Below are 10,097 nucleotides of genomic sequence, written 5' to 3'. Positions count from 1 at the left end.
GCGTTACCAAAAATTAATTGAGCCCATTCTTCAGAAGTGTTTGTGTGCATACGATAAATCTATGAGTGATGATGATCGATTAGATCACAGACTTAACGATATTCAAAGACTTGTGTATAAGAGACAGACTTACATCGATGTAAGACCGAGCAAAGCTTCCGCGTTCTGCTCACGCCCCTTACCTACATCCATGTTGGCAACAAAGAGTAAATAGCCCTTAGGAAGAAACCTTTGGGCAGCGCCTGTTTGGCATTAATGCTACGTTATCGCCCATTTATGGAAAATAACCACACTGCATAGGCTCAACTTTGCCTAAATACCAAACACACTGCTACAAACTTAACCCTAAACGTTTAACAAACCCTAGCCTTCATTGCTCAACTCAGCTTTTCCCACACTTGCGCTAAACGAGAGAGCTTTAAATGTTTAGATTCAATAACCTGCTCTGGGGCATATTTATCAAGTAATAAATAAAGTGTCTCACTTACAATTGGCTTAGCTAAATAGTCATTCATCCCCGCGTCTATAAATCGATCTTTATCACCATGAATCGCATTTGCAGTGAGTGCTATTATGGGGGTGGCTATACCTAACTTTCTGATTGCTTTAGTTGCAGAAATCCCATCGAGTATTGGCATTTGGATATCCATAAAAATAATATCAATTTCATCGTTTTGCGCCTTGATTATTGCCTCTTGACCATCACTAACAATATGTACACGGCAACCTTTTTGTTCTAAAAACTGCCGAATTACAATTTGATTATTCGTATTATCTTCAGCAACCAATACCTTGGTTCCGCTTAACTGAGTTAACCCTAAGGAGCTTTCTAAAGTTTCTTTTTGCTCACGATTGGTAAATATAATATCCAAATGAAACAGCTGCTCTTCTAATAAACTAATTGCCCGTAGTACATGCGATACTTTATAAGGGCCATTTAACCTAAGCTCTCTGTCGTTAATATTTTGCGGTAATAAGCTTTTACCTAGCAAATCTAGGATGAGTAAACACGGTGAATTAAGGGAGTTGTATGTATTTATACGCTCGCGTGTTTGGGCTAACATTTGAGGATCAGTTAGTACAATTGCATCAGGAAAACTATCGTACTTGGGTATATCTGGGCATACTTCGTAATGTTCAAAAGTGATAGAAAACCGAGTGAGCGTATGCTCCAAGGCTGTTTTTAGAATTTCGTGACTTCCTACTATCCATACTTTTGGTTTTTTACTTCGTGCTGCAAACCCTTCTCTTAAAATTGAGTCAGTTGTGTCTATTTGCAGCGGGTAATTAACTATAAACTCGCTTCCTTTATTAAACTCAGAACTAACCGAAATATCTCCACCTACTACATCACAAATTTGCCTACATATCGCAAGCCCTAAGCCACTACCACCATGCTTTCGAGTAATTGAATTATCGGATTGAATAAAAGGCATAAACATACTGTCAATTTTATTTTTTGCAATTCCCATACCCGTGTCTTTTACAGATATATAAAGGTTTAAATTATTACCTTCAATATGAGTGCACTTAACAGTAACCGTTATTACACCATGTTGAGTGAACTTAATCGCATTGGCTAATAAATTTATGACTATTTGTCTTATACGGGCATGATCACCAATTACTTGAGCTGGTACATCAGGATAAAAATCAAAAATAACCTCAAGCCCTTTTTGTAAAGCACTTTGGGAAATTATATCTATTGCTTCTTCAATACACGTATCAATACTAAATGGCTGATTATTTAGTGTTATGGCTTGTGCTTCAAAACGTGAGTACGTTAATACATCGTCCAATACACTTAATAGCGCGTCAGAACTTGTTTTAATCATTTGTGTATAGCGCATTTGTTCAGAAGTTAAACCGGTATGATGCAAAATATCTGCAGATCCAATCACAGCATTTAATGGCGTGCGAATTTCATGGCTAATATTTGCCATGAATCGGCTTTTTGACTCCGCTAGGGTTTCTGCCTGATGTTTAGCTTCAAGTAATATTTGCTCGCTTTCAATACGCTCTTGTATATCCACAAGTGTCGCAGCAATTGATGATAAATCACTTTCGTAGCCACCAACAATTGGAGTAAGTGTAATTTAGACCCAGTTATTTATACCTTGTGCATTAATTAAACGTATATCAAAGCGACGAATGTCACGCTTACCTTGTTTATAATCAAGTAAAGTGCTACTAATTTTTTCTACATCTTCTTTTGCTATAAACTTAATTATAGGTAAGCCAAGGCTCTCATCTACCTTGCTGTGTAGAACTCGCTGCCATGCTTGATTTATAAATAATAGATTGCCAAATGTATCAAGGCGTAAAACAATATCAGGGATATTATCAACGACAGAGTGATAATTATATTCTATCTCTGCCATTGCTTGTTCGGCTTTAACTCGCTGCGTAATATTAGTTTCTATAGCGATAAAGTGCTTTACTTGGCCTTCATCATCTCGCACTGGGTTTGCATCAATAGCAACCCAATAAATATTACCGTTTTTATCGTAATTTGTAGTTTCAACTTGAAAAGGAAGTCCATTTTTTACGGCATGAGACATGACCTTACGGCTTTTTTCACATGTTTTTGGCCCTTGCAGTAAATGACCAGGACTGGTCCCTATAACCTCATCACAGGTGTAACCTGTAAGTACTTCAAAACTATTGTTAACCCACTCAATTACGCCAAATTTATCTGTAATTATTACTAAGTTATTTGTATGGCTCGCAACAAGCGATAAGCGTTTTACATATTTTTGCTGTTGTGTAAGCAAAAGTTGTGAGTCTTTATGACGTTGAATGTCATAGAGTGAACCTATAAAACCGCTTTTTTCATCATAAACTAGCCTCAACTCAAACCAGTTTAAGAGTCCGAGACTATTTTTTATTTGTATTTCTACACTAGGAGTCTGCTTTCCTTCAAGCAAACAACAACTGTATGCAACAAAATGCATAATATCATCGCAATTCATTAACTTAGTAATATTAGAACCAATTAATGAATCGCTTGAGTAACCTAGTTTCTTCTCCCATGCTTCGTTAATATAGGTAAGATTTAAATGCTTATCACACTCAAAAATACATTCATCTAAAATAGCTAATAGCTTTGCTTGACGTCGATTACTATTGGAAAGTTTTTCAACTAGTGCATATTGGATTTGAACTTGTAGCTCATCATTATTATTCATGATCTCTCCAATACTTTATAAAAGTATTACTCTGACAAACTCGTGCATAAAGAAGGGAAACCTCTTCACAGTAAAAAGTTTGTTCAAAAGGAGTGCGACTCGATGTGCAGTCACTTAAAATAGTGACGTTAAAACCAAGTTCAACAGCCGTACGCGCAGTTGAGTCAATACAAATAGAAGTCACCGTACCGGCTAAAATTACATTAGTGACACCATGTTCTTTGAGCTTTTGCGCTAGAGTAGTATGTGTAAAAGCATTTAAACCTCTTTTCCCAGGCACCACTTCTATAACATTGCTAAAAAAATCTAGCTGCTCAATGGTTTGAGCGCCATACGAACCTGCTTTAAATGCGCCCACATCTGCAATAGCTTTTAATATGCCAATCGGATTTTTAAGCTCACTGTAGTTTTGTGTAAAATGAATGGGTGTATTAACAACTAACGCAAATTGCTCTGCACAGGCGGTCAATAAAGAGAGTGTATTTTCTACCACGCCAGTAATTCTTGACGACTCTTCAACCACGTCATACAAAATACCTTTTGGTGAAAAGTAATCATTTTGAAAACCAATCAAAATAAGCGCTGTTTTAGAAAAGTCATGCATCATTGCCACCTTATTAACCAATTTAAGACGCTAATTGCCAAGGTTTAATAAACTTTTCGAGCACTGCTTTGGTCACTGGCTTTTGTAAATAGTGCGTAATTCCTTTTTCAAATAACTCAGCTATCTGCTCATCCCCTGTTAGCCCCGTTAAAATAACTTTGGGTGTATCATTATTAGGTGTATTTTGACTCCCCAATTGCTGTGCAACGTCACTGCCAAACATTCCTGGCATGCGCTCATCTAAGAGCAGTAAATCAAATGGTTCATTTTGAGCAAGCGTTAAAGCACTAGCGCCATTCCCTGCACATGTTACTAAGCAGCCCAGCATTTCGAGCATTACTTTTGTTGCAATTTGGCTTGGTAAGCTATCATCCGCCACTAATACAGATAAACGTGTTTGCGTATGAAATGTTGTTAAAATGGTAATGAGGTCAGTATCAAAAAATGGCCAACCTAATATTTTTTGAGATAGTTTATTTTCTTGGCTCAGCCCACTAATATCGCTAATAGTGCATAACTTTATGTGTCTATTTATGCTATCACCATTTAGTTTGTCAGTTAGCGCGTCACCACTAAGATGACGTAAATCCTCAATCTGTACCGTTTCCTTAAAAGTGCTATTGAATAATTTAAAATTTAAGCCATATCGATCATGGGTTTTATCCGATGTTTTTAAACAACTTTTAAATAACGCCTCACAATCAGTTAGAACGTCTATATTTTGGCTAATATCAAGCGCCAAACTAACAGACTCTTTTGTAGCTAAAAGCCCGTGAAAATCCAGCGTGCTTACTTGCTCAGAACCATCAATCTGGTAATGAAGACTAACCCCTTGTATATTTGCTTCTAGGTTAAGTAAAAAGCTCTGCTTTACGGATGCTAGCGCTGGAATGAGAAACTCCTCGCATTGCGCAATCATTTGCTCAAGAGGAATTTGCAAACAAACGTAGTTACATTGCAACTTGTTAATTAAAGTAATTGAAAAATTTCTATTTTGGGTTTCACAATGTTTACCGATTACCCCTTGGATAATTTCTAAAACGTGACTATTAATGTTCATAAAGTATTCTCGTTAACCCAATGTACAGCTCTTAATTATCAAGTTATGTGCCACAAATTAATTCCTGTAAACACAATTGCATTCATATACTTAGGTATTAGACAGACAGTGTTTTAGTCTTTCATTCGCATTTTGCAAATCATATTGCTATGCAATATTTGATTTATGGTTTTTATTAGAATGGTGCAATCGATTTTTTTTGCTTTAAATAATTTTTCAATCATTTAAACTGATTATAATAAAATTGAGGAGAAAACTATGTTAACTGTAATTTTTGGCCGTGAAGGTTGTCCATATTGTGTTCGTGCAAAAGATGTTGCGCAGCAACTATCAAATGAACGTGATGACTTTAAATTTCGCTACATCGATATAATTAAAGAAGGCATTAGTAAAGCCGACCTTGAAAAGTCAGCAGGTAAACCTTGCCCTACCGTTCCACAAATTTTTGTGGATCAAAATCACATCGGTGGATTTACAGAATTTGAAGCTTACGCAAAAGAAAACCTAAGTTTGTACAAATAAGCGTTGTATTAAATATGTTAACCAGTTTAATAAACCCCAAATCAAACTGGTTAAATTTCGACCAACATCAAACACATAGAAATTAGTTTCAATTTATACAAGCATTTGCCTCGCGAATCCTATATAATGCGCGCCTCTTTAAATTCGTTGAGGCGTATTAATGTCAGAACCAGTCACGTTTGAATCTCTAAATCTTTCTCCTGCAATTTTGAAGGCAGTTGAAGAGTTGGGTTACAAGACACCATCTGAAATCCAAGCTCAATGTATACCGTTATTGCTAGAAAGAAAGGACGTACTGGGACTAGCTCAAACGGGTACAGGTAAAACCGCAGCATTTGCACTGCCATTACTAAATAATATTGACCCGTCTGTGAAACAGCCACAGATCCTTGTACTCACACCAACACGTGAGCTTGCGATCCAAGTTGCTGAGGCATTCGAACAATATGCTAAACATGTTCGTGGTATTGAAGTATTGGCACTATATGGTGGCCAAAGCTACAGTATCCAACTAAGCGCACTTCGTCGTGGCGCTCAGGTTATTGTTGCAACTCCAGGTCGTTTAATCGATCACATTAACCGTGGCACTATCAAGTTTGATGCTCTACAAGCTCTTGTACTTGATGAAGCCGATGAAATGTTACGTATGGGCTTTATCGATGATGTAGAAAGCATCATGGAAAAAACACCGCGCGAAAAGCAAACATGTCTTTTCTCTGCGACTATGCCTAAGCAAATTCAAAACATCAGCAGCAAGTATATGAACAATCCTGAACAGGTTCATATTTCTGCGCGTAACTCTACAGTATCATCTGTTGAGCAAGTGTTTTGGAATGCAAGCGTACATAAAAATAAAGCAATTGTTCGTTTCTTAGAAGCTGAGCAATATGAAGGTGCTATTGTTTTCGTACGTACGCGTAACGATACAGTACAACTTGCTGAGTTATTAGAGCGCGAAGGTTTCTCTGCTGCTCCACTTAACGGTGACATGAACCAGCAAGCACGTGAACGCACTGTAGATCGCTTAAAAAGTGGCATGCTAAACATTGTTATTGCAACAGATGTAGCGGCACGTGGTCTAGATGTTGACCGTTTAAGCTTAGTTATCAACTACGATATCCCACAAGATTCTGAAGCCTACGTTCACCGTATCGGCCGTACAGGTCGTGCTGGTCGTACTGGTAAAGCAATCTTATTCGTAAAACATAATGAACGTTATTTACTTAAAAATATCATTCGTCATACGAAGTCTGAAATTGCTCAAGTTGAATTACCTACAGCAAAAATTGTTGAAGAAAAACGTATCGAAGCGTTACAAGCAAAATTAACTATTGCGCTTGAAAACAAAGACATCACGTTCTTCAATGAAGTAGCTACTAACATGGCTGAAAAACTTGATCTTCCTCTTGAAAGCTTAGCGGGTGCGTTACTGTGTTTAGCACAGCAACAGTCGCCAATTAAAGTTGAAGAAGTTAAGATTCAACCTCGTGAACGTAACGAGCGTAACGACCGCAATTCACGCAACGATCGTGGTGACCGTGGACGTCGTAACGAACGTGGCGGCGAACGTGGTGGTGAACGCGCTGAGCGTAAACCTCGCGAACGTAACAGCCGTGATGCAGGTCCTATGGATACTTACCGTATCGAAGTAGGTCGTGAACATGGTGTTCAGGTTAAAAATATTGTTGGCGCTATCGCTAACGAAGCTGACATCTCAAGCAAGTTTATTGGTGATATTCGTCTACACGACAATCACAGCACGGTTCAATTACCGCAAAACATGCCTAAAGATGTACTTGATCACTTCCAAAAAGTGTTTATTTGTAAACGCCCTATGGGCTTAACAATTACAACTGATCAAGGTCCTGCTGAACCACGTGGCGAACGCTCTGAACGTCCAGCTGGTGATAAGAAACGCAGCTTTAATAAAGATGACGGCGCACGCGGTGATAAGCGCAGCGGTCCTCGTAAAGAACGTCGCCCTGTAAGCTTCACAGCTAAATAAGCAACGACTCTTTAATAAAAAAACCTTGCCACGAAAGTGACAAGGTTTTTTTGTTTTTAAGCTGCTGCTACAGTGAAAACAAAGTAAACTTTCGCGTCAATTCAATAGCGGCTTGAGATAGTTTTTTTAGCCTGAGTTCGGGTTGCTTAATGCCTATAAATACATTTCTCTGATTTTTAAAATAACAAAAATTCTGTAAACTAGACAAAGGCTATAGTTCACGGACGAATTAAAAATTGAAAAAGATTTACGACAACTTGCTCTTTGTAGCAATAGTACTCCCCATTTTATTATGCATCACTATACCTATTTTAATGGACTTTACAGATCCACCATTCATCTCAAATGAACTATACGACGCTGTTTTCTTTATAACCCTCCCTATTATCTGTTGTGCACTATTTATCTATTTAAATATACTTATATTCAATAAATATAAACGCTGCAGTAAATATAGAGAATCACTTAAATACAATTTCTCAGATACTAAAATAAAATTAGCATCCATTTTCATGTACCCATTATCCCCTTTATTAATCTTTGGAATACTCTATGTTTTTATCTCTGATCCTATTAAATTATGGGCTTACTACACACAAGGCGACTATTGGTATAAAGAATACATCCTGACCGATGTACAAGAGTGTGGCACTGAGTATGAAGATAGCTGTACTCGTTTATACTTCAAAGACCCTAAAACGAATAAGATTCATGATTTTAGGTGGTATGACGATAAGTCTACAATAATGAACAACAAAAATAATTATGTGTATATTGTTGGAGAGGCCAGCTTATTTGGCTATATAGTGAGAGATTTAGAAAGATAACTTAGACTTACTTTTACATTACAGGACTTTTATTTAAAAACCTCACTCAAGTGAGTGAGGTTCATAAAGGTTTAAGCTAAGGCAATGCTGGATAAATGTAGCTTGCATCTAAACCTAAAGGAATACCAAGTGCCCAATAACCTAATAAAAAGATACTCCAGCCAATCATAAAGGCAATTGAGTACGGCAGCATAATAGCAATTAAAGTGCCTATACCGGTGCCTTTGACATACTTTTGACAGTACACCACCACTAATGGGAAGTATGGCATTAACGGTGTAATAATATTAGAGCTTGAGTCACCTACACGATAAGCGGCTTGAGTTAAGTCTGGCGAAATACCGAGTTGCATTAACATTGGTACAAAAATGGGGCCAAGTAACGCCCATTTTGCTGAACTTGAACCTACAAACAAGTTAACAAAGCCAGTTAAAAAGATAATGCCTACAACCGTTACTGCACTTGGCAATTCCATCGCCTTTAATAACTGCGCACCTTCAATTGCGAGCAGTGCACCTAAATTTGATTTACTAAATGCAGCAATAAATAGCGAACAGAAAAACGCCATGACGATATAATATGCCATGCCGCTCATCGCTTTACTCATAGCATCAATCATATCTTTTGAGGTTTTAAAGGTACCTACCGTAAAGCCATATACAGTGCCCGGAATCCAAAAAAGTAAAAATATTAGTGGTACAATTGATTGCATTAAAGGAGAGCTAAAATTAGTAAGGGATCCATCACTACTTCGCATTGCAGAATCGTCTGGAGCAGAGACAAATGCTAATAACGCAAGTCCAGCAATCATCACGGTACTGGCTATATAAAAGGCACGTTTTTCATCACTACGTGCATCTTCAAATACAGGTAAATCCTCTTTAGCACCATCAACCGCTGTTTTTTGTAAACGTGGTTCAATAATTTTATCGGTGATATACCAGCCCAATGCCACAATAAATAAGCTAGATGCTGAAGCAAATGCCCAGTTATTTAACGGGTTAATTGTCATTGCAGGATTAATTATTTGCGCCGCACTTTGGGTAAAGCTTTGTAGCAATGGATCAATCCCTGATGGAATAAAGTTAGCCCCAAAACCACCACTCACACCAGCAAATGCAGCTGCAATACCCGCAAGCGGATGGCGTCCTGCAGCATAAAATATAACACCGGCAAGTGGAATAACTAATACATAACCTGCGTCAGTAGCGGTATGGCTCACAATGGCTACTAAAATGATTGAAGGCGTTAATAGCTTTTTAGGAGTAACTTTAAGCATTAACTTAAGACCGGTATTAATGAAGCCCGAATGCTCTGCAACACCTACACCTAACATAGCTACTAAAACGACACCTAAGGGAGCGAAGCCGGTAAAGGTTTTTACCATAGAGGATAAAAAAGTAGCGAGCGAATCACTTGCCAGCATATTATTAATAATAATCGCTTCACCGGTACGTGGGTCTATTGCATCAAAGCTTACGCCTGAAAACCACCACGACAAAAACCAAATTAATAACATTGCAAACAGAAATATTACGGCTGGATCTGGAAGCTTATTGCCAACCCGCTCAACAAAATTTAAAAAACGCGCAACAACCCCTGAAGGTAAAGCGTCTTGATTATTACTCATTCTTATTGTTCCTAAGTTTATTTTTAGTAACAATATCGCATAAAAACAAAACAGTAAATTAACATGAAAATCTACTTTAAAAGTTTTGGGCACATCGAGTAGGGTGAGGCTTATGCCTCATCCCTCTCACAGAACCGTACGTACGGACCTCGTATACGGCTCCTGTACCCTTCACATTTTATCAACTTATTTCCTAAACGCTGATAAAGCAAGCCATCCCGCATTCACTTTTTCTATTGGATATAAACCAAGCTCCTCAAA

Annotated in this window: 7 protein-coding genes; 2 read left to right on the top strand and 5 right to left on the bottom strand. The window is 37.8% G+C overall.

What is annotated here, in order from left to right; translation table 11 throughout:
* Positions 1–377 precede the first annotated feature (377 nt).
* From QL998_RS19405 to QL998_RS19390, 4 genes are all read right to left on the bottom strand, one after another.
* Positions 378–2,033, bottom strand: a complete 1,656-nt coding sequence (locus QL998_RS19405) for an ATP-binding protein (RefSeq protein ID WP_290193323.1) — start codon at positions 2,031–2,033, stop codon at positions 378–380.
* Between the two features lie 63 nt (positions 2,034–2,096).
* Positions 2,097–3,188: a PAS domain S-box protein gene (locus QL998_RS19400; protein ID WP_290193322.1), complete on the bottom strand. Its 1,092-nt coding sequence runs from the start codon at positions 3,186–3,188 to the stop codon at positions 2,097–2,099.
* On the bottom strand, positions 3,181–3,792 hold the full coding sequence (locus QL998_RS19395; protein ID WP_290193321.1) for an isochorismatase family cysteine hydrolase: 612 nt from the start codon (positions 3,790–3,792) through the stop codon (positions 3,181–3,183). The genes QL998_RS19400 and QL998_RS19395 overlap by 8 nt, the downstream gene beginning before the upstream one ends.
* Positions 3,793–3,814: 22 nt before the next feature.
* Complete coding sequence (locus QL998_RS19390) at positions 3,815–4,852, bottom strand: response regulator (RefSeq protein ID WP_290193320.1); 1,038 nt, start codon at positions 4,850–4,852, stop codon at positions 3,815–3,817.
* 258 nt (positions 4,853–5,110) lie between these two features.
* Between QL998_RS19390 and QL998_RS19385 the strand changes: the two genes are divergently transcribed.
* On the top strand, positions 5,111–5,374 hold the full coding sequence (locus QL998_RS19385; protein ID WP_290193319.1) for a GrxA family glutaredoxin: 264 nt from the start codon (positions 5,111–5,113) through the stop codon (positions 5,372–5,374).
* 160 nt (positions 5,375–5,534) lie between these two features.
* The gene (locus QL998_RS19380; protein ID WP_024606656.1) at positions 5,535–7,379 is read left to right on the top strand and encodes a DEAD/DEAH box helicase; all 1,845 of its coding nucleotides are present in this window, start codon (positions 5,535–5,537) and stop codon (positions 7,377–7,379) included.
* A gap of 903 nt (positions 7,380–8,282) precedes the next feature.
* Here the strand turns inward: QL998_RS19380 and QL998_RS19375 are convergent.
* Positions 8,283–9,836 (bottom strand): AbgT family transporter, encoded by a 1,554-nt coding sequence (locus tag QL998_RS19375; protein ID WP_024604103.1) that lies wholly within the window; start codon positions 9,834–9,836, stop codon positions 8,283–8,285.
* Positions 9,837–10,097 lie beyond the last annotated feature (261 nt).

Source organism: Pseudoalteromonas sp. APC 3691 (assembly GCF_030408135.1).
Lineage (GTDB): Bacteria > Pseudomonadota > Gammaproteobacteria > Enterobacterales > Alteromonadaceae > Pseudoalteromonas.
Note: the sequence above shows the minus strand (reverse complement) of the source record. Positions and strands in the feature narration are given on the sequence as shown.